We start from the raw sequence: 22,765 nt of genomic DNA, 5'->3' as shown, positions 1-22,765 counted from the left end.
GGCCCGGCACCCGACAAGTTACCCGCCGGTAACAGCGGCGGCGACCCGTCCGGGCTGTCGCCGGCGAACTCGGGGGAGATCCCGGGATCTCGCACGGCCACGGGCCTCGCCGCGTACGAGATCGCGCGATCTCGACCGGAGGAGAGCCGGCCCCGACCGGACGAGGATCGGCGTTCAGGCCCGGTTGGCCGCGTCGGTGAGCAGCTCCCGGGTCAGGTCGATCTGCCATTCCCGGGCCCCGCCGGCACGCAGGGCGGCGGCGACGGTCTCGGCGTCCCGGGGCTGGGGCGGGCTCCACATCAGCCGGCGCACCAGGTCGGGCGAGAGCAGGTTCTCCACCGGGACCGTATGCCTCTCCGCCAGCTCGGCCAGCCCGGCGCGGGCCACCTGCAGCCGGGTCGCGGCGGCGGGGTCGCGGTCGGCCCAGCGGTTGACCGGCGGCGGGCCGTCCCCGGACCGGCTGTGCATGGGCAGCTCGGACTCCGGCAGCTCCCGGCCGCGGGCGAGCGCACCGAACCAGGTGCCCACCAGCTTCCGGTTGGCCCGGCCGCGGAACACCGGCAGCTCCAGCAGCGCCCCCTCCGTGCGCGGGTCGGCCTGCACGGCGGACACCAGGGCGGCGTCGGGCAGCACCCGCCCCGGGGCGACGTCGCGGCGGCGGGCCAGCTCGTCGCGGGCCTGCCACAGCGACCGCAGCATGCCCAGCTGCCGGCGGCTGCGCAGCCCGTGCACGCCGGAGGTGCGCCGCCAGGGGTCGGAGCGGGGCGGCGGCGGCCCGGCGGCGAGGATCGCCTCGAACTCCTGGCGGGCCCACTCGGTCTTGCCCTGCTCCTGAAGGATCGCGGCCAGCGCGTCCCGCAGGTCGACGAGCACCTCGACGTCGAGGGCGGCGTAGACCAGCCACTCCTCCGGCAGCGGCCGGGTGCTCCAGTCGGCGGCCGAGTGCCCCTTCTGCAGCGAGTAGCCCAGCAGCGACTCGACCACCGCGCCGAGCCCGACCCGCGGCAGCCCGGCCAGCCGCGCGGCCAGCTCGGTGTCGAAGATCCGCTCCGGGGTCAGGCCGATCTCGGCCAGGCAGGGCAGGTCCTGGTTGGCCGCGTGCAGCACCCACTCGGTGTCGCCGATGGCGTCCTGGACGACGGAGAGGTCGGGGAGGGGAACCGGGTCGATGAGGCCGGTGCCCGAGCCGTTGCGGCGCAGCTGCACCAGGTAGGCGCGCTGGCCGTAGCGGTAGCCCGACGCCCGCTCGGCGTCGACGGCCACCGGGCCGGTGCCCTCGCGCAGTGCCGCGGCGTAGTCGACCAGGGCCGTGGAGGTCTCGATGACCGGGGGCAGCCCGTCGCGGGGGGCGAGGAGCGGGACGGCCGGGGGAGGGGTGTCCTCCTCCGGCGTGGAGATGGGCTCGGTGCTCAGTTGCCGTCCACCTTCTCGCCCGTCTGGTCAGCGTGGCACACGCCGGTCGCCTGGCTCCGCGGCGCGGGGGACCGCTGGAGGCCGGGAAGGAAGAGCGTCCGGCGCAGGGGGGCTCGTGCCCTCCACGCTGCGATGTTAGAGAGTCTCGCTCCCGGCCGGTCCGGGACCCAGGAGCCGGACGCCGGGCGGCGGTAGCCCCGCGGCGTTGCCGAGCACCTCGAGCCAGGCGGCGAGGTGGCGGTCGAGGGCGGTGTCCTCCGCCGTCCAGGAGGCGCGGATCTCCACGTCCACCGAGTGCTCCGGGCCGGCCAGCTCGCCGAAGCGGGTGGAGGCGGTGCGGGTCACCGTGCCGCCCATCGCGTGGTGGGCGGCGCCGGCGTCGGCCAGGGCGTCGGTCAGCCAGCTCCAGGCGACCTCGGAGAACATCGCGTCGTCGACCAGGTGCTCGTCGGTGGCCGCCGACAGGTAGCCGACGCACCGGGTGGTGCCGGCCCAGGCCTCGTGACCGGCCGGGTCGTGCAGGACGATGAACCGCCCGCTGGCGATCTCGACGTCCTCCTCGCCGTCCCGCTCGGTGACCAGCGCGCCCACGGCGTGCGCGTAGGGCGCCAGCCGCTGCGGCGCGGGGATGTGCTCGAGGACGATCTCCGGCCGGACCTGCACGCCGGCCAGCGCGGCGAGGGCAGCGCGGAACTCGGCGGGGGGGTCGCCGCCCGCCGGGTTCCCCGGACCGTGCCCGCCGCCGGCCGGGCTGGAAGGCTCCACCCCGGCAGGGTAGGTCGCCCACGGCCCCCGTGCGGCCGACGCGCCGCGCCGCTCTGGGAGGATTGCCGCCCGTGACGTCCGTTCCCGGCACCGCCCCGTCCCCCGCCGACTCGGACCTGGTCCGGGCTGCCCGAGGGCTGCCGGTGGCCCGCACCCCCGTGTGGTTCATGCGCCAGGCCGGCCGCTCCTTGCCGGAGTACCGCGCGCTGCGCGCCGGCACCCGGATGCTCGAGGCCTGCCAGGACCCGGACCTGGTCACCGAGATCACCCTGCAGCCGGTGCGCCGGCACGGGGTGGACGCCGCGATCCTCTTCTCCGACATCGTGCTGCCGCTGGTCGTGGCCGGCGTGGACATCGAGATCAAGCCCGGTGTGGGCCCGGTGGTCGCCGACCCGGTGCGCACCGTCGCCGACGTCGACGCGCTGCCCGACCTCGAGCCCGAGCGGCTGGCGTTCCTGCAGACGGCGGTCCGGCAGCTGGTCGCCGAGCTCGGGCCCACCCCGCTGATCGGCTTCGCCGGGGCGCCGTTCACCCTCGCCACCTACCTGATCGAGGGCGGGCCCTCCAAGGAGCACGCCCGCACCAAGGCGTTCATGTACGCCGAGCCCGCGGCGTGGGGCCGGCTGCTCGACCGGCTGGCGATCTCGGCAGCGACCTTCCTGCGCGCCCAGGTGGACGCCGGGGCGTCGGCGGTCCAGCTGTTCGACTCCTGGGCCGGCGTGCTCTCGGCCGCCGACTACGGCGAGCGGGTGCTGCCGCACTCGCGGGCGGTGTTCGACGGCCTCGGCGATCGCGACGTGCCGCGCATCCACTTCGGTGTCGGCACCGGGGAGCTGCTCCCGCTGATCGGCGACGCCGGGGCCGACACCGTGGGCGTCGACTGGCGGGTGCCCCTGGACGAGGCCGCCCGCCGGGTCGGGCCGCAGCGCTCGCTGCAGGGCAACCTCGACCCCGCCGTCCTGCTCGCCGACCGGGAGACGGTGGACCGCGAGGTGCGCCGGGTCGTGGAGCAGGGCCGCGCCGCCCGCGGGCACGTGTTCAACCTCGGCCACGGCGTGCTGCCCGACACCGACCCCGGCGTGCTGACCCACGTCGTCGAGCTGGTGCACGAGCTGTCCGCACGATGAGCCGCCTGGTCGTCGTCGGCGCCGGGATCACCGGCCTGGCCGCCGCGTTCGAGTGGCGCCGACGGCGTCCCGCCGACGAGATCGTCGTCCTCGAGGCCGGGGACCGGGTCGGCGGCAAGCTGGGCCGGATCGAGCTGGCCGGGCACTGGTACGACACCGGGCCCGAGGCGATGCTGGCCCGGGTGCCCGAGGCGGTGCAGCTGGTCGAGCGGCTCGGCCTGGCCGACCGGCTGGTCGCGCCGGCCACCACGCAGGCGTCGGTCGTCCTGCCCGACGGGCGGCACCGGCTGCCGGCCGGCACCGTGCTCGGCGTCCCCGCCTCGGCCGAAGGCCTCGACGGCATCCTCACCCCGGCCGGGGTCGCGCGGGTGGCCGCCGAGGCGGAGCTGCCGCCGCTGTCCCCCGCAAGCGGGAGGTGCCCCCACCTCGGCGGCGATGTCGCCGTCGGCGCCCTGCTGCGCGACCGGCTCGGCGACGAGGTGGTCGACCGGCTGGTCGAGCCGCTGCTCGGCGGGGTCTACGCCGGCCGGGCCGACGAGCTGTCCCTGGTGGCGACGATGCCGGCGCTGGCCGCGCAGCTGCCCGCCGCCGGGTCGGTGCTGGCCGCCGCGGCCGCCGCCCGGGACGCGGGCGCGCGCAGCCGGTTCGACGCCGGCGGGCCGGTGTTCGTCACGGTCGCCGACGGCATCGGCGCGCTGCCGGCGGCGCTGGTCGCCGCCTCGGGCGCCGACGTCCGGCTGCGGACCCCCGCGCACGCCCTGACCCGGACGGCGGCCGGCTTCGAGCTCTGGATCGGCCCGGCGGCCGCGCCCGAGCGGCTGACCGCCGACGCCGTCCTCGTCACCGCCCCGGCCCCCAAGGCCGCGCGGCTGCTGACCGAGGTGGCGCCGGGCGCGGTCGCGCCGCTGGAGGGCATCCCGTACGCGTCGATGGCCGTGGTCGCGATGGCCTTCCCGGCCCAGCCGGTGGCGGCCGGCTCGGGGCTGCTCGTGCCGCCGGTGACCGGCCGGCTGGTCAAGGGCGTGACGGTGTCGTCGGCGAAGTGGCCGCACCTGGCCGGGGAACACCTGCTGGTCCGGTCCTCGGTCGGCCGGTTCCGCGACGAGGCGCAGCTGCAGCGCTCCGACGAGGACCTCGCCGCCGCCGTCGTCGCCGACGTGGCCGACCTGCTGCAGCTCGAGCGGCCCGAGCCGGTGGCGACCCGGGTGGTGCGCTGGGGCGGCGGTCTGCCGCAGTACCTGGTCGGCCACCAGCAGCGGGTGGACGCCGTCCGCGCCGCGGTGAGCGAGGTCCCCGGCCTGGCGATCGCCGGGGCCGCGTTCCGGGGCGTGGGCGTGGCCGCCTGCATCCGCGACGCCCACCACGCCCTCGACGCGCTGCTCTGAGCCCCGTGTCGCCGATGCGCAGCGCGGCGCCCGGCCACCGCCCTCACCGTGACCCCGCACCCGGGGTCGGCCCGGCGGGGCAGCGGGCGACAATGGGGGCATGAGCGAGCAGACCGACCAGCGCAGCATCGGCAAGCGGGCCAACGAACTCAACGCCACCATCCGCTACACGATGTGGTCGGTGTTCCGGCTGGCCCGCCCGCTCGGTGACGAGCAGCGGCCCGCGGCCGCCGAGGAGGTGCAGGGCCTGCTCGACGAGCTGGCCGGCAAGGACGTCGTCGTCCGCGGGGTGTACGACGTCGCCGGGCTGCGCGCCGACGCCGACCTGATGGTCTGGTGGCACTCCTCGACCGCCGAGGCGCTGCAGGAGGCCTACACCCGGCTGCGCCGCACCACGCTCGGCCGGCACCTGGACCCGGTCTGGTCGCAGATGGCGCTGCACCGGCCGGCGGAGTTCAACCGCAGCCACATCCCGGCGTTCCTCGCCGACGAGGAGCCGCGCCGGTACGTCTGCGTCTACCCGTTCGTGCGCTCCTACGAGTGGTACCTGCTGCCCGACGAGGAACGCCGCGCGATGCTCGCCGAGCACGGGCAGATGGCCCGCGGGTACCCCGACGTCCGCGCGAACACCGTCGCCTCGTTCGCCCTCGGCGACTACGAGTGGATGCTCGCCTTCGAGGCCGACGAGCTGCACCGCATCGTCGACCTCATGCGGGAGCTGCGGGCCTCGACGGCCCGGCGGCACGTCCGCGAGGAGGTGCCGTTCTACACCGGCGTCCGCAAGCCCGTACGCGAGCTGATCGCCGACCTGCCGTGACCTGCGGAGTCGCTGGAGCGCGGGCACCGCGCTCCAGCGACTCCGGTCAGGCCTCCGCGAGGCGGATCGAGACGCTGTTGATGCAGTAGCGGTCGCCGGTCGGGGTCTGCGGGGCGTCGGCGAAGACGTGACCGAGGTGGCTGTGGCAGCTGCCGCAGAGCACCTCGGTGCGGATCATCCCGTGGCTGCGGTCCTCGCGGAGGATCACGTTGTCGGCTGCGGACGGCTCGTAGAACGAGGGCCAGCCGCAGTGCGAGTCGAACTTGGTCTCGGAGCGGAACAGGTCCGCGCCGCAGGCCCGGCAGGTGTAGACCCCCTGGGTCTTGGTGTCGACGTACTCACCGGTCCACGGCCGCTCGGTGCCCGCCTGGCGCAGGACCGCGTACTCCTCGGGCGACAGCTGGGCGCGCCACTCCTCGTCACTCTTGACGACCGGGGGCTGCTGCGATGCGTGCGTGGTCATGCCTCCACGGTACGGCTGGCACGCCACGTCCAGTGGCCGAGTCCTGCCACCGGATCAGCGACCGAACCCCGCCTCCCGGGCCCGCACGATCGCCTGCGACCGATCGGTCACCTGCAGTTTGGTGAGCACGTTCGACACGTTGTTCCGCACGGTCTTCGGCGACAGGTACAGCGTCGCCGCGATCTGTGCGTTGGACCGGCCGGCGGCGACCAGGTCGAGCACCTCCCGCTCGCGGGCGGTGAGCTGCGGGAAGGCCGCCTCCGGGCCCGTCGGTCCCGCGGCGAAGAACTCGGCGATCCGCCGGGCCAGCGCCGCCCCGAACACCGCTCCTCCGTTGGCGACCGTGGTGATCGCCCGGACCACCTCCTCCTGGTCGGCGCCCTTCAGCAGGTAACCCCGGGCACCGGCGCGGACGGCGGCGAACACGGTGCCGTCGTCCTCGCTCATGGTCAGCACCACGACGCCCACGGACGGAGACTCGGCGGCGATCCGGCGGGTGGCCTCGATGCCGTCCAGCACCGGCATCTGCACGTCCATGACGATGACGTCGGGCTGCTCCTCCCGGGCCAGCGCGACCGCCTCCGCACCGTCGGCGGCGGTGCCGACCACCGTCAGGCCGGCCACCGACCCGAGCAGCATGGCCAGCCCGTCCCGGTAGACAGGGTGGTCGTCGGCCACCACCAGACGCAGCGGTCCGTCATCGACAGGCTCAATCACGCGCTCCTCCTCCGTCGACGGGCAAGATCGCCCGCAGCACCGTGCCGCCGTCCGCGGGGCACTGCACCGAACAGCGGCCGCCCAGCTCCGCGGCCCGCTCCCGCAGCGAGACCAACCCGACCCCCGCCGGTGCACCGGGAGCGATGCCCACGCCGTCGTCGGTCACGGTCACGACGAGCGCCCGGTCGGCGTGGCGCGCGAGTTCGACCCGGCAGCTCGAGGCGCGCGCGTGCCGCGCGACGTTGGCCAGCGCCTCCGACGCGATCCGGTAGGCAGCCACCTCGACCGCGGCGGGCAGGTCGTCGGCGTCCGGACCGGACTCGACGGTCACCGCCGTGCGCGGCGCGAGCAGCCGCTCGGCCTGCTGCCGGACGGCTCCGGCCAACCCGAGGTCGTCCAGCGCCGGCGGCCGCAGGTCGTGCACGAGCCGGCGGACGTCGGCCAGCGCCGCGGCGACGTCGTCGCGAGCCTGGCGCAGCAGCCGGTCGGCCTCCTCGGGCTTGGCCGCCGCGAGGTTGCGCGCGGTGTCGATGCGCAGCACGACGGCACCCAGCACCGGTCCGAGCCCGTCGTGCAGGTCGCGGCGCAGCCGGCGGCGCTCCTCCTCGCGGGCGCTCACCAGTTGCTCGCGGCCGGTCTGCAGTTGCGCGGCCAGGGACGACGCCCGCGCGGCGGCAGCGGCCTGCCGGACGACGTCGGCCAGCAGGCGCTCGTCGCGCGTGACCAGCTGGGCGCGGACGCCGTCGCGCGGCAGCAGCAACCTGCCGACCTGCTCGCCGCGGTAGGCGATCGGCAGCGACTGCGCCGCGGCCGGCCGGCGGCCGTGCTCGGCGGTCAGCCAGCCGCCGCCGACCTGCTCCACCTCCACGCCGACGTAGGGGGAGCGGAAGGCCTCGGCGACCGCGGCGGCGACGGCCATGAGCTGTTCCTCGGCGCCGTCGGAGCGCTCGAGCCGTTCGGCCAGACCGGACACCACGCGGTAGGGGTCCTCCCGCTCGCCGAGCACCCAGCGGCGGACGAGCCGCCACAGCGGCGCCCGCAGCGGCAGGTAGACGGCCGCGACGACCAGGAGGGTGAGCAGCGTGGCGTCCCGCTCGCCGAACCGGTCGCCCAGCAGAGCCCCGGCGCCGGCGACCACCGCCAGGTCGAGCAGCACGGCACCGACCCCGAGCAGGCCGTAGACGACGGTGCCGCCGAGCAGTCGGTCGATGTCGACCGCCCGCGGCCGCAGGATGCCGAAGGCCACGGCGGCCCCCGTGAGCGCCACCGCCAGCGAGAGCGCAGCCGAGCTCTCGTCGCCGGGCACCAGCAGGGCGCCGGCCATGACCAGCACGTCGGCGAGCCCGGCCCACAGCAGCCACCGCATCCGCCGGCGGTCTTCGCCCTCCGCCCGCCGCAGCCGGGCCACCACGCTGGCGACCGGGACGAGCACCCCGAGGACGGCGGCGGGGAAGGCGATGCGCAGCAGCGGGAGGGCCAGCGACTCGGGCAGCGGCAGGCTGATCGGGTCGACGTCGATGCGCCCGAGCACCTCGGGCAGTGGCTCGCCGGCCCGCGCGATCGCGATCTCCGACGGCACGACGGTCAGCAGCACCGGCAGCGCGGCGGTGGAGGCGAGGCTGAGGACGGCCAGCGGCCGCCACCGGCCCGACGGCAGGCGGCCGTCGGGGTAGAGCAGCAACAGCAGCGGCAGCCCCAGGAGCAGGGTGGCGCCGAAGCGCTGGACGAACCAGAAGGAGAACGCCGCCCCCGGCAGCGGCGGGTCGCTCTGCACCGCGTGCACCAGCCACGACTGGGCCAGGCCATCGGCCGCCCACAGCAGGCCGGTTCCGGCCAGCACCCAGGACACGGCGTTGCGCGGGGCCCGCTGCAGCAGCAGCGCGCCGGGAAGGGCCAGGGCGACGCCGGGCAGGCCGACGATCCAGCCGGTCGTCGCGTCCGCGGCGGCCCGCGCGGCCTCGGGCGTGACGGCGTCGAGGACGGCGGAGGCCACAGCGGCCAGCAGCGTCACCGCGAACGAGCCCCAGGCCACCAGACGGCGTCGGCGGGACGGCGGCGCCCCGTGGGCCGGGTCCACCGCGGCTGCGGAGCCCGCGACGTCCCGGCCGATGGGAGGAGCCTGCGCCTGCACCGGGGGATCTTCGCCTGCGGGCGTCCCGAGGGGAACGAGGCAGGTGTCCCGTGTCACCCGGGACACGTTCGAGGACGCGATCGATGGCGCCGGGCCCTGGGTGCCCGGGACGCCGTCCCCCGAAGGTTCAGGTCAGCCGGTGCACCGCGCACCGGGATCGACCACGGAGGACGAGATGTCTCTGAGCACCACCCCCGCCCCGGCCCGCACCGACGTCGCGGTGCCGGGCAGCACCAGTACCGCTTCCCAGGCCGGCACCCGGCTGGCGCGCCGCGTCGGTATCGGCGTCGCCGCGGGGTCGGCCGCGTGGTCGGCCGCCATGCTGGCGTTCAGCAACAGCCCGACCGACGGCACCTGGCAGCACTACGTGTACGAGGCGAGCGCGCTGCTGTTCCAGCTCGGCCTGGTCGGCCTGGTCACCCTGCAGTTGCGCACCGGCGCCACGGGCACCGGTCGGCTGGCCCGCGGCTTCCTGCACGCCGAGCACGTCCTGCTGGGCCTCGCCATCGCCGCCACGTTCACCTCGATGTTCCTGCGCGAGTACCACGACACCGCCTGGTACCTGGCCCTGGACGTCTTCTGGCCGCTGTCGATGCTGGGCATGGCCGCGATCGGCGTCCGGATCGCCATCGCCGGCCGCTGGCGGGGGGCCGCCCGCTTCTGGCCGCTCGTCGCCGAGAGCTGGGCCCCGGTCTGCGTCCCGATCGCGGTGACGCTGCCCGCGGTCGGGCAGTACGTGGCCGGTGCGCACCTGCTGATCGGCTACGTCGCCCTCGGCGTGATCCTGGCCCGGCGCCCGGAGCTGACCGTCGCCCGGTGAGACAGGCCGTCCGGCGCCCCGCCTCCCGACCGGGAGGCGGGGCTCCGGCGTGCCGGAGACTGGGGGAGTGAGCACCCCTGGTCAGCCCCTGCCCGATGTCTGGTTCACCCGCGACCTGCCGGTCCTGCGGGCCATCGCCCGGCTGGTCGACGAGCCCAAGCACGGCGGCGCGCCCTACCTGCTCGGGTCGGTCGTGCCCGCGAGCGGGCTGCCCAAGGCGGAGGTAATCGCGGCGGCGAAGGCGCTGGCGTCGGCGGGCTACATCGAGCCGCTGACCAATCACGCCGGCGACATCGTCCGGATCACCGCGATCTCCGGCGAGGCGCGGCGGCTGGCCGGGCTCTGGCCGACGCCCCAGGGGGAGTGGGACCGGCTGGTCGAGCAGCTGACCGCCCGGGCGGAGAACGCGCCGACCGACGTGGAGCGGGCCCGCTGGCGGGCCTTCGCCGACGCCGCGGTCGCCGTCGGCCCGGACGACGGCGCGCTCCTCATGTCCGCGCTCATCGGCGGGTACGTGCCCCGGGCCCGCTGACCGGGCCTCCGACGACAGCGCCCCCGCCCGGAGAACCGGACGGGGGCGCACGTGCTGATCAGAAGATCAGAGCGGGGTGACGTTCGCAGCCTGCGGGCCCTTCTGGCCCTGCTCGATGTCGAACGCGATCCGCTGGCCTTCGTCGAGCGAGCGGTACCCGCTGGACTGGATGGCCGAGTAGTGGACGAACACATCCGGTCCGCCGCCGTCAGGGGTGGCGAAGCCGAACCCCTTCTCCGCGTTGAACCACTTCACTGTTCCTTCGGGCATTGCTCGCTCCTAGCTGAGGTAGTGCATCGGGGTCCTGCCATAGCGCGGGGCCTTCCCGACGTCACGACCTTAGCCGTCGATCGCCGGGTGCGGGACGGTGGGAGCCCGGAATCGCGTGTTCCGGGTGTCCGGGGCGTCGCCCGGAGCCTTGCGCTGTTCCTGCGCTTTCCTCGGCGGACGGCTGCGGAACGGGCGGAAGAGTCCCGGGGGCCGGGAGGAATCCGGCGTCCCGAGACGAGAGAGATCGCCATGCCCACCGCACTCGCCCCGCAGCCCGCCGCCCTGATCGTCCTGACCGACATCGACGATCTCGCCGAGGCCGACCGCGAGGCCGACCTGGCCGAGCGGCTCGAGGAGGCCGCCCGGGGCGAGCGTCCCGGCCCGGCCGACGCGGTCGCCCTGGCCCGGGCCATCCGGCGGGGCGGCGCGGCCGCCGGCGCGGTGCACGCCCTCGGGCCCGGGGCGGCGATCCTCGCCGGCTGAGCCGCGCCTCAGAGCAGTCGCCCCGGTTCCTCGGGGAAGGGGCGCGCGGCCGACGGCGCGGCGTAGTCGGCCGGGGGCGGGGCCGCGGACGGTCCCGCGGGCAGGGCCAGGGGTGCCGGCCGCCAGGAGGGGACGTCGAGCGGCGGCTGCGCCCAGAACTCCTCGGCCCGCCGGGCCTGCTCCTCCCGCCACGCCTGCACGGAGCCTCGCCACCTCCGGCCGCCGACGTCGAGCGCGACGAGCACGGCGACACCGACGGCGACGGTGAGGCCGGCATCGGCCACCGCGCTCGCCACGTCCAGCGGGGTGAGCTGCGGCCAGCCGACGAGCGCGAGCTGGTGGCCGACCATCTCGATGACGACGTACAGCACGCCGTACACCAAGAACGACACCCGCATCCCGACTCCTCCGTAGTGGTCGACTGCTGCATCGACCACGGCCTGCCCCGGCTGGAGCCGGGGGAGCGATCGCCGGGACGGCGCTCACCCCTGCGGGGGAGCCCGGCGGCGTCCGGCCCGGCGCCCGCGCCCGTCCGCGTGGGTCCGCCTACTCGGCGTCAGGCCCATCGGGCCTGTCGGTGAGTCGTCCCCCGCCCTGCTTGACCTCTCAAGATTCGGTTGGATCGGATCCGTATTGCGTCAGACGGGGGCGCGTGCACCGGATCGAGGGGGAGCCGACATGAACATCACCGATGCGGACCCGTTCGCCGCAGCGCGGATCGGGCGGCTGGGCAGCGTGTCCACCGGCCTGCTGATCCTGCGGCTGGCCGTGGGGCTGCTGCTGCTCGAGCACGGGCTGCCGAAGCTCACCGACCCGTCGGGGTTCCTCGCCACCGTCGAGGGACTGGGGGTGCCGCTGCCGCAGGTGGCCGGGTGGCTGGAGATCCTCGGGGAGGTGGGCCTGGGCCTCCTGATCCTGCTCGGCCTGCTCACCCGGATCGCCGGCGCGCTGCTCGCGGTGATGATGGGCCTGGTGTGGATCACCGTCCACGCGCCGCTGGGGTTCGTCTGGGGCCAGGGGTTCGACGGGGAGGCCGCCCTGCTGCTCGCCCTCCTCGGCGTCGTCCTGGCCTTCACCGGGGCCGGTACCTGGTCGGTGGACGCCGCGCTGGGTCGGCGCCGGCGCCGGCGCCGGCTCCAGGCGTGAGGCGCCCCGTGAGACAGCCGGCGGGCTACCTCACGGGTTCGTGCCGTGCGGACGACGCGCGCGGCTGGGCTGCACCCGCATCGGTTCGCCCGGCATCTTCGGGTAGTCGGGGGGATAGGGCAGGTCGCCCAGCCCCTGGTCCTGCTCCTGGCGGTCGGCCAGCTCCAGCAGCGGCTCGATGCCGAAGGCGTGGTCGGCCAGGGCGGCGTGCTTGTCGCCGACCTCCTTGAACCGCGCCGGCATGGAGAGCACGTCGAAGTCGGTGGGGCGCACGTCGGGCAGCTCGTCCCAGTCCACGGGCGCGGAGACCGGCGCGTGCGGCTTGGCCCGGATCGAGTAGGCCGAGGCGATCGTGCGGTCCCGGGCCATCTGGTTGTAGTCGATGAAGATCTTCTCGCCGCGCTCCTCCTTCCACCACGCCATGGTCACCTGGTCGGGCAGCCGCCGTTCCAGCTCCCGGCCGAAGGCGATCACCGCGCGGCGCACCTCCCGGAACGTCCATCGCGGCTGGATCGGCACGTAGACGTGCACCCCGCGCCCGCCGGAGGTCTTCGGCCAGCCCTCCATGCCGAACTCGGCGAGCAGCGCGCGCACGTGCGGCGCCACCCGGACGGCGTGGGCGAAGTCGGTCCCCGGCTGCGGATCGAGGTCGATGCGGATCTGGTCGGGGGAGTCGACGTCGTGCTTGGTCACCGGCCACGGGTGGAAGGTGAGCGTGCCGAGGTTGGCGCACCAGGCCACGACGGCCAGCGAGTCCGGCGCGATCTCGTCGGCCGTGCGGCCGCTGGGGAAGGTGATGTGCGCCGTCGGCACCCACGCGGGGGCGTTCTTCGGCACCCGCTTCTGGTAGAACGCGTCGCCGCTGTTGTCGACCCGGGTGGAGATGCGGGCGCCCTCGAAGACCCCGCCGGGCCACCGCTCCAGCGTCGTCGGCCGGTCCCGGAGCGCGTTCAGGATCCCATCGCCCACGGCGAGGAAGTACTCCACGACGTCGATCTTGCGGATGCCGCGCTCCGGGAAGTACGGCTTCTCCGGGTTGGAGATCCGCACCTCGTGGCCGTCGACCTCGAGAACGACGGCGTCCTTCGACGCCGCCATCACGCACCGCACCCGTCGCCGCGACCCATGCGGCGAACCCTAGGCCCGGAGGGTCAGGCCGGGCACGTCAGCCCGTCCTGCGGCACCGCCAGATCGATCAGGTAGCTGTTGACGGCGGCCGTCACGCACTCGTCCCGCGGGTAGGCGGTGTGCCCCTGGCCCTGCCAGGTCAGCAGCACGCCGGAGGTGAGTTCCTCGGCCATGTCGACGGCGCCCGGCAGCGGGGTGACCGGGTCACCGGAGTTGCCGACGACGAGGATCGGGGCGCTGCCCTCCGCGTCCCGTTCCGGCAGCGGGGTGACCTCGGCCTCCCACGGGGTGCAGGTGTAGAGGTCGACCGCCGAGTCGGCGCCGAAGAGCGGGTAGCGCTGGCCCCACTCGACGGCGAGGTCGCGGACGGTCTGCTCGTCGAACTCGTCGTCGGTGTCGGCGCAGTTGATCGTGATGTTGGCGTCCAGCAGGTTGCTGTAGGTGCCGTCCTGCAGCCGCCGGTAGTAGCTGTCGGCGAGGGAGAACAGTTGCTGGGAGTCGCCCGCCGCCGCGGCGGCCAGGCCCTGGGCCAGCTGGGGCCAGGCCGCGGGGCTGTACAGGCCGGCGGTGATGGCGGTGTGCACCACGCCAGGGGTCGCCTGGCGGGTCTCGCCCTCCTTCGCGCTGGGGATCGGCGCCTGGGCGGCTTTGGCCAGGAGGTCCTCGACGAAGCGCCGCGGGTCCTGGCCGATGGGGCAGCCGGCGATCAGCTGGGTGCAGTTGGCCGCGAAGGCGTCGAACCCGGCCTCCAGACCGGCGGCCTGGGCCTCGGTCTCGGCCTGCGTCTCGCCGTCGGGGTCCACCGCCGCGTCGAGCACCATCGCCCGCACCTGCTCGGGGAAGAGCTCGGCGTAGGTGGAGCCGAGCGTGGTGCCGTAGGAGTAGCCGAGGAAGGTGAGCTGCTCCTCGCCCAGCCCCTCGCGCAGCAGGTCCATGTCGCGGGCGGTGTCGACGGTGTTGAACGTGCCCAGGGCGTCGCCGTACTCCTTGGCGCAGCCGTCGGCCATCTCGTCGGTCAGGGCGAACCGGGCGTCGAACTGCTCGTCGGTGGTCGGGCGCGGCTCGGCGGCGACGAACTGGTCCTTGAGGTCGTCGGGGATGCACTCGACGGGGGTGGACAGCCCCACCCCGCGGGGGTCGAAGCCGACCAGGTCGAACCGGCGCAGCACGTCCTCGGGCAGGGTGAGCGCCATCTGGATCGCCGCATCGGTGCCGGAGGCCCCCGGGCCACCGGGGTTGATCATGAGGGAGCCGATCCGGTCGACCTGCTCGCCGAACACCGCGCGGACGAGGAACAGCGGCAGCGTGGCGCCGCCCGGCTCGTCGTAGCTGATCGGGACCTCGGTGCGGCCGCATTCGAAGGAGAGGTTCCGGTCGCTGCCGGGGCTCCCGGCGATCAGCGGCCGGATCTGCTCGTTGCAGTCGCTCCACGCGATCTCCGCGGCCTGCGGCTCCGCCACCGTCGTGGCCGCGGTCTCCTCCTCCGGGGCCGGTTCCGAGGAGGAGGTGCAGCCGGAGACCGCCACGAGAAGGCCGGAGACAGCGGCGAGCAGGCCGCGGGACACGCGCATGATCACGAGCGTATGAGCCCGCGCGGCGCGCCGCAGAAGCCGTGCCCCGAGCGGAGGGCGCTCAGCCCCGAGGCCCTCCGCCGGCTCGCGCCCGTCAGCCGGCGAACACCTCGGCCAGGTCGTAGTGCACCGGCACGTCGAGCTGGTCGTACGTGCAGCTGCGCGGGTCCCGGTCGGGGCGCCAGCGGAGGAACTGGCCGGTGTGACGAAGACGACGGCCCTCGAGCTGGTCGTACTTGATCTCGACGACCCGCTCGGGGCGCAGCGGGACCCAGGAGAGGTCCTTCTTCGCGTTCCAGCGGCTCTGCGCGCCCGGCATCCGGTGCTCACCGTTGCCGTTGCCGTTGGTCTCGGCGTTCGCCCAGTCCTGCCAGGGGTGCCCGTCGAGGGCGTCGGCCCGGTAGGGGGCCAGCTCCTCCACCAGCTCCGCCCGCCGCTTCATCGGGAAGGAGGCGGCGACGCCGATGAACTGCAGGTCGCCCTCGTCGTCGTAGAGCCCGAGCAGCAGCGACCCGACGACCGGCCCGCTCTTGTGCCAGCGGAAGCCGGCCACCACGCAGTCGGCGGTGCGGGTGTGCTTCACCTTGGTCATCAGCCGCTGGTCGGGGCCGTAGGGCAGGTCGGCCGGCTTGGCGACCACGCCGTCCAGGCCGGCGCCCTCGAACTCCTCGAACCAGCGCCGCGCGGTCGCCGCGTCCCGGGTGATCGCGGTGGCGTGCACCGACTCCGTGCCGGCGCCGATCACCTCCCGCAGCCGGGCCTGCCGCTGGGCGAAGGGCAGCTCCATCAGCGACTCGTCGCCCAGCGCCAGCAGGTCGAAGGCGACGAACGTGGCCGGGGTCTGCTCGGCGAGCAGGTCGACCCGGGACTTCGCGGGGTGGATCCGCTGCAGCAGCGACTCGAAGTGCAGCCGGTCGCCCTGGGGGATGACGATCTCGCCGTCGATGACGCACCGCTCCGGCAGCGCCGCCTTCACCGCCTCCACCACCTCGGGGAAGTAGCGGGTCAGCGGGCGCTCGTTGCGGCTGCCCAGCTCCACCTCGTCGCCGTCGCGGAAGACGATGCAGCGGAAGCCGTCCCACTTGGGCTCGTAGTAGAGGCCCTCGGCGGTCGGCAGGGTGGTCGTCGCCTTGGCCAGCATCGGCTTCACCGGCGGCAGCACGGGCAGGTCCATGCCGGGCAGTAGATCAGCAGGGGGCGACGCGGGCCATCGACGGACCACCCGGGCGTCGCCCGCGCGCGGGACACCGGCGTGGGCAGCAGGGGATGAGCCCGGTCAGCCGATCGACCAGCGGGTGAACAGGTTCCCGTCCTCCTCCAGCAGCTGCACCAGCCGTGGCCGGACGACGTCCGGCAGCGCCGCGCCCAGCAGCCGGGCCTCGCCACCGACGAGCGCCGGCGCGAGCGTGAGGTCGAGCTCGTCGACCACACCGGCGGCCAGCGCCGACCGCAGCAGCGCCGGACCCCCCTCGCAGAGCACCTGGCCGAGCCCGCGGTCGGCCAGCCGGTCGACGGCCGACGGCAGGTCCACGTCGTCCTCGCCGCAGACCAGCACGTCCACCCCGGCGTCGACGAGCGCGGCGCGGCGGGCGGGATCGGCGGACTCGCAGGTCACGCAGATCGTCGACGGCACCGCCAGCCGGTCGCCGGGGGAGAGCGACGCCCGGCGCGACACCACCGCGATGGGCGCCGTGGCCGGCCGGCCCAGTGCCGTCCGCAGCCGGCCCACCTCCGCGTCCGCGGCCATCGGCCGGTAGCCCTCGGCCGCCGCCGTCCCGTGCCCGACGAGCACCACGTCGGCCAGGGCGCGCAGGATCCGGAACACCCGCTTGTCGCCCGGCGAGCCCAGCCCGGCGCTCTTCCCGCCAACGCTGATGGCGCCGTCCAGGGAGGTCACGAAGTTCACCCGCAGCGAGCGCCCGGGGGGCAGCCGGTAGGCCTCGACCAGGCCGGCGTCGTCGAGGTCCGCCGGGTCGGGGTGCAGCCGCCGCACGTCAGCGGATGCCGAGCACGGCGGCGCTCTCGGCCGGCATGGTCACGGTCGCGCCGTCCACCACTGGGAGCTCGCCGGTGGTGAAGAGGATGTCGGCCACCCGACGGTCCAGGTCGATGCCCCGCGGCTGGTCGGCGAGGTTCACCACGACGCGGAGTGTTCCGCGGTGCACGACCAGCCAGCGGTCGGCGTCGTCCCAGGAGACCTGCACCGCCGAGAGGTCGGGGTCGACGAGGTCCGGGTGGGCGCGGCGTAGGGCCAGCAACGACCGGTGGACGGCGAGCAGCCGCTCGTGCGGCTCCTTCGAGAGCTCGCCCCAGTCCAGCTTCGACCGGGTGAACGTCTCCGGGTCCTGCGGGTCGGGCACCACGTCGGCGTCCCACCCGTGCTCGGCGAACTCGCCGATCCGCCCCTCCGCGGTGGCCCGCCCCAGCTCCGGCTCGGGGTGGCTGGTGAAGAACTGCCAGGGGGTGCTCGCGCCCCACTCCTCGCCCATGAACAGCATCGGCGTGAACGGGCTGGTCAGCACCAGGGTGGCGCCGACGGCGAGCAGGCCGGGGGAGAGGGACGCGGCGATCCGGTCGCCGACGGCGCGGTTGCCGATCTGGTCGTGGTCCTGCAGGTAGCCGAGGAACTTCCAGCCCGGCAGCCCGGCGGTGTCGACCCGCCGGCCGTGGTGCCGCCGCCGGAAGCTCGACCAGGTGCCGTCGTGGAAGAACGCCCCGGTCAGCGTCTTGGCCAGGCCCGCCAGCCCGGCGGCGGCGAAGTCGGCGTAGTAGCCCTGGCCCTCGCCGGTGAGCACCGCGTGCAGGGCGTGGTGGAAGTCGTCGCTCCACTGCGCGGTCAGCCCGGTGCCGCCGGCCGCGCGCGGGGTGACCAGGCGGGGGTCGTTGAGGTCGCTCTCGGCGATCAGTGTCAGCGGCCGGCCCTCGGCGACCGCGAGCCGGTCGACCTCCTGGGCGAGCTCCTCGAGCACGTGCGTGGCGCGCTCGTCGACCAGCGCGTGGACGGCGTCCAGCCGCAGCCCGTCCACGTGCATGTCGCGCAGCCACATCAGCGCGTTGTCGATGACGTACCGGCGCACCTCGTCGGAGTCCGGCCCGGACAGGTTGATCGAGCTGCCCCAGGCGTTGCTGCCGGCGGCGAAGACCGGGAAGAACTGCGGGAGGTAGTTCCCCGAGGGGCCGAGGTGGTTGTAGACGACGTCCTGGATCACGCCCAGGCCCCGCTGGTGGGCGGCGTCGACGAACCGCTGGTAGGCCGCCGGGCCGCCGTAGTCCTCCTGCACCGTGTACCAGAGGACGCCGTCGTAGCCCCAGTTGTGCGTGCCGTTGAAGCCGTTGACCGGCAGGAGCTCGACGAAGTCGACCCCCAGCTCCACCAGGTGGTCCAGCTTCCCGATCGCGGCGTCGAGGGTGCCCTCGGGCGTGAAGGTGCCGACGTGCAGCTCGTAGACCACGCCACCGGCCAGCGGCCGCCCGGTCCACGCGGCGTCGCCCCACGCGTGGGCGCCGGGATCGAACCGGCGGGAGGGCCCGTGCACGCCCGCGGGCTGGCGCCGCGAGCGCGGATCCGGCCGGGGGGTGTCGTCGTCGTCCAGGAGGAAGCCGTAGTCGGCCTCCGGCCCTGCTTCCACCGTCGCCCGCCACCAGCCGTCCTGGTCCCGGCGCATGTCGTGGACGGCGCCGTCGACCTGCAGGCGCACGCGCTCGGGCAGCGGCGCCCAGACGGAGAAGTTCACGGGTGCGGTCATGCAGCGCGCCTCCAGGCGGGGGATCGGGCCGGCGAACGGGGTCGATCATGCCCGCCCCGCCGGCGGCTGAACCCGAGGGACGCCGGGGCCCGGCCGACGCGTCGACCGGGCCCCGGATCGGGTGCGGCACTCCGTCAGGCGCGCAGGTGGTGGCCGCAGTGGGGCCAGGCCCCCCGCCCCTGGACGTGCAGCGTGCGCTCGGCGACGGCGATCTGCTCCGCCCTCGTCGCCAGGTCGGCGCGCGGCGCGTACGCCGTGCCCCCGTGGGCCCGCCAGGTGCGGTGGCTGAACTGCAGGCCGCCGTAGTAGCCGTTGCCGGTGTTGGTGCTCCAGTTCCCGCTGGCCTCGCACCGGGCGACGGCATCCCAGTTGCGGCCCGCGGCCTGGGCCGAGCCGCTCATCGCCATCGCGGAGATCGCCGCCGCGCCCACCAGGGTCACGGCGCTTCGGCGCAGGGCGCGCACGGGCATGCGGACATGGTCATTCCGAGGCATGGGTTCCTCCGATCGACCGCCGGCGGGGTTAGCTGTCGGGTTCGGGACGATCGGTGCCCCGGCCGCGGTGCGCGGCTTCACCCCCAGACGCGGAACGCGTCGCATGCGGGTTCCCCCGCCCCCGTCCACGGATGACCAGAGATGTGGCGCCGCCGGACGGGGTTGGGCGGGACGACGCCGTGCCCGGCCGGACAGCCGGCGCACCCGGGCGACGCTATGCAGAACGGATCGATCCGGCTCACCGACGGATCGAAACCCCCGGCGTGTCCTCCGGCGTGGCGGCGACAGGCCGGGCCGGGGGCGGCGTACCGCCCCCGGCCCGTCACGGTCGGTCCTCGGGAGGACCGGAGGAGATCAGAGCGACAGCGCCTGGCCCGGGAAGATCAGGTGCGGGTTGCGGATGTGCTGCCGGTTCTGGTCGTAGAGGGCCCGCCAGCCGCCGTCGACGTGGTGCCGCTTGGCGATCGTCCCCAGCGTGTCGCCGCGCTGGACGACGTAGGTCTGCCCGTCGCCGTCGCCGTCCCCGGCGGGAGCGGGGGCGGCTGCGGGAGCGGGGACCTCGGTGGGTGCAGCGGCCGGAGCGGGCGCGGCGGCCGGCGCCGGGGCGGGAGCCGGAGCCGGTGCGGGAGCCGGAGCCGGTGCGGGAGCCGGAGCCGGGGCGGGCGCGGGCGCCGGCGCGGGCACGGAGGCGGGCGCCGCGGCGGTGTCGGCGTCCCGGTCCAGGCTCTTCCCGCAGGAGGGCCACGCCCCCGGCCCCTGCGCGTCGAGCGTGCGCTCGGCGACGGCGATCTGCTGCTCCTTGGTGGCCTGGTCGGCGCGGGCGGCGTAGTCGGTGCCGCCGAAGGCCTGCCACGTGCTCGGGCTGAACTGCAGCCCGCCGTAGTAGCCGTTGCCGGTGTTGATGCTCCAGTTGCCGGACGACTCGCACTGCGCGACGGCGTCCCAGTCGTTCCCGGCGGCCAGCGCGGGGCTGGTGGCGAGGCCGAGCGAGGCGACGGCCGCGCCGGCGGTCACGACGGTGGTGCGGGCCAGCTTCGCCCCCCGGCCGGGGGTGACGGGTGCGCGGTGCCGGCCGACGTAGGTGTTGCTCATCGATGAACTCCCGATCCGCCGCCGGCGAGGTGAGCTGTCGGGTTCGGGACGATCGGTGCCCCGGCCGCGCGCTCGCGGCTTCACCCCGAGGCGCGCTGCGGCCGACCGCGGCGCGCCGAAGTGGGTCCCCCACCCCCGTCCTGGACGGTGCATCGAGGTACGGAGGCCGACGGACGGGGTTGGGCGGACCGGCTCCGGCACCCGCTGTGGTCGAACGAGTGCGGAAAGAAAGTAACGGTTTGGTCACGGTCTGTTCGCACCGGCCCCCCGACCGCGCGGGGCAGCGGTCGGGGGGCCGGTAAGCGGGCTGGTCAGCCGGTCAGTCGCGCACCAGCAGGGCGACGGGCAGCCGGTCCAGCAGCGGAGCCACGGGCAGGCCCCCGGCGTCGGAGACGTGCCGCCGCCCGGTGAGCAGGTCCCGCCAGGCGCCGGTGGGCAGCTGCAGCGCGGTGTCGCCCCAGCCGCCGGCGCCGGCCAGGCCGACCGGGAGCCGGGTCGCCACGGCCACCGCGCCGCCGGCCCCCGGTCCGCTCCGGTCGAAGGCGACCACGTGCTCGGCGGCGCCGCCGGTCGCCGTCACCGGCGCGTACCCGGCGTACCACTCGGGGTGGTCGCGGCGGGCGCGCAGCGTTCGGGAGACGACCAGCAGCTTGGCCGCACCCTCCTCGTCCACCGGTGGCACCCACCCCTCGTCGAGGCGGGCCAGCAGCCGGCGGCGCCGCTCGTAGTCCACCGGACGCCGGTTGTCCGGATCCACGAGGGAGAGGTCCCACAGCTCGGCGCCCTGGTACACGTCCGGGACGCCGGGCATCGTCAGCTGCAGCAGCTTCTGCGCCAGCGAGTTCGACCGCCCGGCGGGGGCGATCCGGGCCACGAACGCCTCGATCTCGCCGTGGGTCCGCTCGTCGTCGAACGCGGCGTCGACCAGCGCGTGCAGCCGGCCCTCGAACTGCTCGTCCGGGTCGGTCCACGTCGTCGCCGTGCCGGCCTCCCGGGCGGCCTTCTCCGCGTAGGCGTGCGCCCGCTCCCGGGACAGCGGCCAGGCGCCGACCAGGTTCTGCCACACCAGGTGGGCCAGCGGGCGGTCGGCCAGCGGGTGCCGGTCCAGCCACCCGCGCAGCAGCCGCGCCCACTCGGTCGGGATCTCGGCGAGCACGGCGAGCCGGGCGCGCACGTCCTCGCTGCGCTTGGTGTCGTGCGTGGACAGCGTGGTCATCGACGCGGGCCGGCGCTCCAGCCGGCGCTGCTGCGCCGCGTGGAACTCCTCGACGGTCGTGCCGAAGCGCGCCGGGTCGCCGCCCACCTCGTTGAGCGCGACGAACCGCGCCCACCGGTAGTAGGCGGTGTCCTCGACCCCCTTGGCCATCACCGGGCCGCTGGTCTGCTCGAAGCGGGTCGCCGCCTCGGTGCCCGCCTGGGAGAGCACCGGGTGCAGCGCGTCCAGGGCCGCCGCCAGGTCCGGACGGTGCGCGCGCACCGCGGCCACGGTGGCATCGAGGTGCTCGCGGCCGTCGGGCAGGTAGCTGCGGTAGACCGGGAAGCTCGCCAGCAGCTCGGCCAGCGCCTCGGTCTGCTCCGCGGCCGGCACGCCGGGCAGCTCGCCGATGACGCGGACCAGCCGGGCCACCTCCGAGCCGAGCATGCCGTCGGTGACCTCGCGCTTACCGGTGTGCACCAGCCGCGCGTAGTCGACCGGAGCGCCGCTGAGCTCGGTGTCCAGCGCGGTCAGCGCCGGCTCGCCGGCCGGGTCGACGAGGACGTCGTCCACCTCGGCGAGGGCGTCGTAGCCGGTGGTGCCGGCGGTCCGCCACGACTCCGGCAGGTCCTCGCCGGGCTCGAGGATCTTCTCCACCACCGTCCACCGGCCGCCGGAGGCCTCGGCCAGCCGGTCGAGATAGCCCTTGGGGTCGGCCAGGCCGTCCGGGTGGTCGATCCGGAGCCCGTCGACGGCGCCCTCGGCCACCAGACGCAGCACCAGCTCGTGCGTGGCGTCGAAGATCGCGGGATCCTCCACGCGCAGGCCGGCGAGGGTGTTGATCGCGAAGAACCGGCGGTAGTTGAGGTCGGTGTCCGCGCGCCGCCAGTCGACCAGCTCGTAGTGCTGGCGGGCGTGCACCTCCTGCGGCGTGCCGCCGCCCGTGCCGGGGGCGATCGGGAAGCGGTTGTCGTAGTAGCGCAGCTCGGCTGCGCCGTCCCCACCCTCCCCGCCGGTGACCACCTCGAGCTTCTCGACGTCCTCGGCCGAGCCCAGCACCGGGATGCGGACCCTCCCGCCGCCGGACTCCCAGTCGATGTCGAACGCGTCGGCGTGGGCGCTGCCCCGGCCGTGCGCCAGCACGTCCCACCACCACGGCGCCGCGGCCGGGTCGGCGACGCCCATGTGGTTGGGCACCAGATCCAGCACGAGGCCGAGCCCGCGCGCGTGCAGCGCCGCGACGAAGCGGTCGAACCCGGGCCGGCCGCCGCGTGCCTCGTCGATGTGCGCGTGGTCGACGGTGTCGTACCCGTGGGTGCTGCCCTCGGCCGCGCGCAGCAGCGGCGAGGAGTACGCGTGGCTCACCCCGAGGTCGGCCAGGTACCCGGCCACCGACGCCGCCGCGTCCAGGGGGAACTCCGCGGTGATCTGCAGCCGGTAGGTAGCGCTCGGCACCTCCCGCCGGCGGCC

The 22,765-nt window shown here is 75.3% G+C and carries 22 protein-coding genes and 2 riboswitches; of the genes, 7 read left to right on the top strand and 15 right to left on the bottom strand.

From position 1 onward, the window contains the following. Positions 1–174 precede the first annotated feature (174 nt). A complete protein-coding gene (locus BMZ50_RS11820) occupies positions 175–1,398 on the bottom strand; it encodes an HRDC domain-containing protein (RefSeq protein ID WP_245753607.1) in 1,224 nt (407 codons plus the stop codon). A 150-nt stretch (positions 1,399–1,548) separates the two neighbouring features. Continuing rightward, positions 1,549–2,178, bottom strand: coding sequence for a DUF3000 domain-containing protein (locus BMZ50_RS11815; RefSeq protein ID WP_091324549.1), 630 nt, complete (start codon positions 2,176–2,178; stop codon positions 1,549–1,551). Between the two features lie 71 nt (positions 2,179–2,249). Here BMZ50_RS11815 and hemE point away from each other — a divergent pair, with 71 nt between their 5' ends. From hemE to hemQ, 3 genes are all read left to right on the top strand, one after another. Continuing rightward, positions 2,250–3,305 (top strand): uroporphyrinogen decarboxylase, encoded by a 1,056-nt coding sequence (gene hemE, locus BMZ50_RS11810; RefSeq protein ID WP_091324548.1) that lies wholly within the window; start codon positions 2,250–2,252, stop codon positions 3,303–3,305. Then, positions 3,302–4,690 carry a protoporphyrinogen oxidase gene (gene hemG, locus BMZ50_RS11805; RefSeq protein WP_091324546.1) on the top strand — a complete coding sequence of 463 codons (1,389 nt, stop codon included), beginning with the start codon at positions 3,302–3,304 and terminating at the stop codon, positions 4,688–4,690. The genes hemE and hemG overlap by 4 nt, the downstream gene beginning before the upstream one ends. 100 nt (positions 4,691–4,790) lie before the next feature. Then, a complete protein-coding gene (hemQ, locus tag BMZ50_RS11800; protein WP_091324544.1) occupies positions 4,791–5,507 on the top strand; it encodes a hydrogen peroxide-dependent heme synthase in 717 nt (238 codons plus the stop codon). Between the two features lie 46 nt (positions 5,508–5,553). Here the strand turns inward: hemQ and msrB are convergent, their stop codons facing one another. Genes msrB through BMZ50_RS11785 form a run of 3 tightly spaced genes read right to left on the bottom strand, consistent with a single transcriptional unit; the run spans position 5,554 to position 8,818 of the window. Further along, complete coding sequence (gene msrB, locus BMZ50_RS11795) at positions 5,554–5,970, bottom strand: peptide-methionine (R)-S-oxide reductase MsrB (RefSeq protein WP_091324541.1); 417 nt, start codon at positions 5,968–5,970, stop codon at positions 5,554–5,556. Positions 5,971–6,024: 54 nt separating this feature from the next. Then, a complete protein-coding gene (locus BMZ50_RS11790; protein WP_245753585.1) occupies positions 6,025–6,687 on the bottom strand; it encodes a response regulator transcription factor in 663 nt (220 codons plus the stop codon). Next, on the bottom strand, positions 6,680–8,818 hold the full coding sequence (locus BMZ50_RS11785) for a sensor histidine kinase (protein ID WP_143087160.1): 2,139 nt from the start codon (positions 8,816–8,818) through the stop codon (positions 6,680–6,682). The genes BMZ50_RS11790 and BMZ50_RS11785 overlap by 8 nt, the downstream gene beginning before the upstream one ends. A 175-nt stretch (positions 8,819–8,993) precedes the next feature. Between BMZ50_RS11785 and BMZ50_RS11780 the strand changes: the two genes are divergently transcribed. Together BMZ50_RS11780 and BMZ50_RS11775 are read left to right on the top strand one after the other, a co-directional pair. Further along, positions 8,994–9,638, top strand: a complete 645-nt coding sequence (locus BMZ50_RS11780) for a hypothetical protein (protein ID WP_143087159.1) — start codon at positions 8,994–8,996, stop codon at positions 9,636–9,638. A gap of 67 nt (positions 9,639–9,705) precedes the next feature. Further along, complete coding sequence (locus BMZ50_RS11775) at positions 9,706–10,170, top strand: hypothetical protein (protein ID WP_091324533.1); 465 nt, start codon at positions 9,706–9,708, stop codon at positions 10,168–10,170. 66 nt (positions 10,171–10,236) lie between these two features. Here the strand turns inward: BMZ50_RS11775 and BMZ50_RS11770 are convergent, their stop codons facing one another. Beyond that, positions 10,237–10,440, bottom strand: a complete 204-nt coding sequence (locus tag BMZ50_RS11770; protein WP_014377016.1) for a cold-shock protein — start codon at positions 10,438–10,440, stop codon at positions 10,237–10,239. A 249-nt stretch (positions 10,441–10,689) separates the two neighbouring features. Between BMZ50_RS11770 and BMZ50_RS11765 the strand changes: the two genes are divergently transcribed. After that, the gene (locus tag BMZ50_RS11765) at positions 10,690–10,923 is read left to right on the top strand and encodes a hypothetical protein (RefSeq protein ID WP_091324532.1); all 234 of its coding nucleotides are present in this window, start codon (positions 10,690–10,692) and stop codon (positions 10,921–10,923) included. An 8-nt stretch (positions 10,924–10,931) separates the two neighbouring features. Here the strand turns inward: BMZ50_RS11765 and BMZ50_RS11760 are convergent, their stop codons facing one another. Further along, on the bottom strand, positions 10,932–11,321 hold the full coding sequence (locus tag BMZ50_RS11760; RefSeq protein ID WP_091324531.1) for a hypothetical protein: 390 nt from the start codon (positions 11,319–11,321) through the stop codon (positions 10,932–10,934). A 280-nt stretch (positions 11,322–11,601) separates the two neighbouring features. Between BMZ50_RS11760 and BMZ50_RS11755 the strand changes: the two genes are divergently transcribed. After that, the gene (locus BMZ50_RS11755) at positions 11,602–12,069 is read left to right on the top strand and encodes a DoxX family protein (protein WP_091324529.1); all 468 of its coding nucleotides are present in this window, start codon (positions 11,602–11,604) and stop codon (positions 12,067–12,069) included. Positions 12,070–12,099: 30 nt separating this feature from the next. Here the strand turns inward: BMZ50_RS11755 and ligD are convergent, their stop codons facing one another. The 8 genes from ligD to treY all read right to left on the bottom strand — a co-directional run bounded on the left by ligD (position 12,100) and on the right by treY (position 22,750). After that, positions 12,100–13,167 carry a non-homologous end-joining DNA ligase gene (gene ligD / locus BMZ50_RS11750; protein WP_091324527.1) on the bottom strand — a complete coding sequence of 356 codons (1,068 nt, stop codon included), beginning with the start codon at positions 13,165–13,167 and terminating at the stop codon, positions 12,100–12,102. Positions 13,168–13,220: 53 nt separating this feature from the next. After that, positions 13,221–14,768: an alpha/beta hydrolase gene (locus BMZ50_RS11745; protein WP_091324525.1), complete on the bottom strand. Its 1,548-nt coding sequence runs from the start codon at positions 14,766–14,768 to the stop codon at positions 13,221–13,223. Positions 14,769–14,862: 94 nt separating this feature from the next. After that, the gene (locus tag BMZ50_RS11740) at positions 14,863–15,942 is read right to left on the bottom strand and encodes an ATP-dependent DNA ligase (protein ID WP_091324524.1); all 1,080 of its coding nucleotides are present in this window, start codon (positions 15,940–15,942) and stop codon (positions 14,863–14,865) included. Positions 15,943–16,044: 102 nt separating this feature from the next. Continuing rightward, the gene (locus BMZ50_RS11735; RefSeq protein ID WP_091324522.1) at positions 16,045–16,761 is read right to left on the bottom strand and encodes a dihydrofolate reductase family protein; all 717 of its coding nucleotides are present in this window, start codon (positions 16,759–16,761) and stop codon (positions 16,045–16,047) included. A gap of 1 nt (position 16,762) precedes the next feature. Further along, the gene (gene treZ / locus BMZ50_RS11730; protein ID WP_091324520.1) at positions 16,763–18,514 is read right to left on the bottom strand and encodes a malto-oligosyltrehalose trehalohydrolase; all 1,752 of its coding nucleotides are present in this window, start codon (positions 18,512–18,514) and stop codon (positions 16,763–16,765) included. Positions 18,515–18,648: 134 nt separating this feature from the next. Continuing rightward, positions 18,649–18,984 carry a transglycosylase family protein gene (locus tag BMZ50_RS11725; RefSeq protein ID WP_245753583.1) on the bottom strand — a complete coding sequence of 112 codons (336 nt, stop codon included), beginning with the start codon at positions 18,982–18,984 and terminating at the stop codon, positions 18,649–18,651. Positions 18,985–19,009: 25 nt separating this feature from the next. Beyond that, a riboswitch (cyclic di-AMP (ydaO/yuaA leader) is annotated at positions 19,010–19,167 on the bottom strand. Between the two features lie 195 nt (positions 19,168–19,362). Beyond that, positions 19,363–20,100: a LysM peptidoglycan-binding domain-containing protein gene (locus BMZ50_RS25050; protein WP_091324516.1), complete on the bottom strand. Its 738-nt coding sequence runs from the start codon at positions 20,098–20,100 to the stop codon at positions 19,363–19,365. Positions 20,101–20,102: 2 nt separating this feature from the next. Beyond that, positions 20,103–20,260, bottom strand: a riboswitch (cyclic di-AMP (ydaO/yuaA leader). 159 nt (positions 20,261–20,419) lie between these two features. Continuing rightward, the gene (gene treY, locus BMZ50_RS11715; protein ID WP_245753581.1) at positions 20,420–22,750 is read right to left on the bottom strand and encodes a malto-oligosyltrehalose synthase; all 2,331 of its coding nucleotides are present in this window, start codon (positions 22,748–22,750) and stop codon (positions 20,420–20,422) included. Positions 22,751–22,765: the final 15 nt, after the last annotated feature.

Source organism: Geodermatophilus ruber (genome assembly GCF_900114385.1).
Classification (GTDB): domain Bacteria; phylum Actinomycetota; class Actinomycetes; order Mycobacteriales; family Geodermatophilaceae; genus Geodermatophilus; species Geodermatophilus ruber.
The sequence above is the reverse complement of the archived record's forward strand: the minus strand, read 5'-3'. Positions and strand labels throughout refer to the sequence as shown.

What these genes read in the sequence shown, in the direction of transcription:
- BMZ50_RS11765 (WP_091324532.1), top strand. Translation starts at nt 10,690, where the DNA reads ATGCCCACCGCACTCGCCCCGCAGCCCGCCGCCCTGATCGTCCTGACC.
- msrB (WP_091324541.1), bottom strand. Translation starts at nt 5,970, where the DNA reads ATGACCACGCACGCATCGCAGCAGCCCCCGGTCGTCAAGAGTGACGAG.
- hemQ (WP_091324544.1), top strand. Translation starts at nt 4,791, where the DNA reads ATGAGCGAGCAGACCGACCAGCGCAGCATCGGCAAGCGGGCCAACGAA.
- BMZ50_RS11760 (WP_091324531.1), bottom strand. Translation starts at nt 11,321, where the DNA reads ATGCGGGTGTCGTTCTTGGTGTACGGCGTGCTGTACGTCGTCATCGAG.
- BMZ50_RS11780 (WP_143087159.1), top strand. Translation starts at nt 8,994, where the DNA reads ATGTCTCTGAGCACCACCCCCGCCCCGGCCCGCACCGACGTCGCGGTG.
- BMZ50_RS11740 (WP_091324524.1), bottom strand. Translation starts at nt 15,942, where the DNA reads ATGGACCTGCCCGTGCTGCCGCCGGTGAAGCCGATGCTGGCCAAGGCG.
- hemG (WP_091324546.1), top strand. Translation starts at nt 3,302, where the DNA reads ATGAGCCGCCTGGTCGTCGTCGGCGCCGGGATCACCGGCCTGGCCGCC.
- BMZ50_RS11770 (WP_014377016.1), bottom strand. Translation starts at nt 10,440, where the DNA reads ATGCCCGAAGGAACAGTGAAGTGGTTCAACGCGGAGAAGGGGTTCGGC.
- BMZ50_RS11755 (WP_091324529.1), top strand. Translation starts at nt 11,602, where the DNA reads ATGAACATCACCGATGCGGACCCGTTCGCCGCAGCGCGGATCGGGCGG.
- BMZ50_RS25050 (WP_091324516.1), bottom strand. Translation starts at nt 20,100, where the DNA reads ATGAGCAACACCTACGTCGGCCGGCACCGCGCACCCGTCACCCCCGGC.
- BMZ50_RS11725 (WP_245753583.1), bottom strand. Translation starts at nt 18,984, where the DNA reads ATGCCCGTGCGCGCCCTGCGCCGAAGCGCCGTGACCCTGGTGGGCGCG.
- treZ (WP_091324520.1), bottom strand. Translation starts at nt 18,514, where the DNA reads ATGACCGCACCCGTGAACTTCTCCGTCTGGGCGCCGCTGCCCGAGCGC.
- ligD (WP_091324527.1), bottom strand. Translation starts at nt 13,167, where the DNA reads ATGGCGGCGTCGAAGGACGCCGTCGTTCTCGAGGTCGACGGCCACGAG.
- BMZ50_RS11745 (WP_091324525.1), bottom strand. Translation starts at nt 14,768, where the DNA reads ATGCGCGTGTCCCGCGGCCTGCTCGCCGCTGTCTCCGGCCTTCTCGTG.